The sequence below is a fragment of the Pseudomonas sp. 51_B genome (assembly GCF_017491595.1).
GTDB classification, from domain to species: Bacteria; Pseudomonadota; Gammaproteobacteria; order Pseudomonadales; family Pseudomonadaceae; genus Aquipseudomonas; species Aquipseudomonas promysalinigenes.
Map to the genome: position 1 here is coordinate 1 of NZ_JAFGYW010000309.1, position 471 is coordinate 471.

Below are 471 nucleotides of genomic sequence, written 5' to 3' on the forward strand. Positions count from 1 at the left end.
GCTCTATGGGTTGCCAAAACCGGTCTGTCCGCCCAGGACACCAACCTGACCACCATTTCCAACAACCTGGCGAACGTCTCGACCACGGGTTTCAAACGTGACCGTGCCGAGTTCCAGGACCTGCTCTATCAGATCAAGCGTCAGCCAGGTGCCCAGTCGACCCAGGACAGCGAACTGCCGTCGGGTCTGCAAGTGGGTACCGGTGTGCGCATTGTCGGCACCCAGAAAAACTTCACCGCCGGCAGCCTGCAAACCACTGAGCAGCCGCTGGACATGGCCATCGACGGTCGCGGTTTCTTCCAGATCCTGCAGCCGGACGGCACCACGTCCTACACCCGTGACGGTACTTTCCACCTCGACTCCAATGGCCAGATCGTCAACGCCAGCGGTTTCGCCCTGGAGCCGGCGATCATCATCCCGAACGATGCGCAGACCTTCACCGTCGGCCGTGACGGCACCGTGTCGATCACC

General features: G+C 61.6%; 1 protein-coding gene. It reads left to right on the forward strand.

What is annotated here, in order from left to right:
• The coding region (locus J5M56_RS24980) for a flagellar hook-basal body complex protein (protein WP_207938059.1) at positions 1-471 on the forward strand (471 nt) is incomplete at both ends.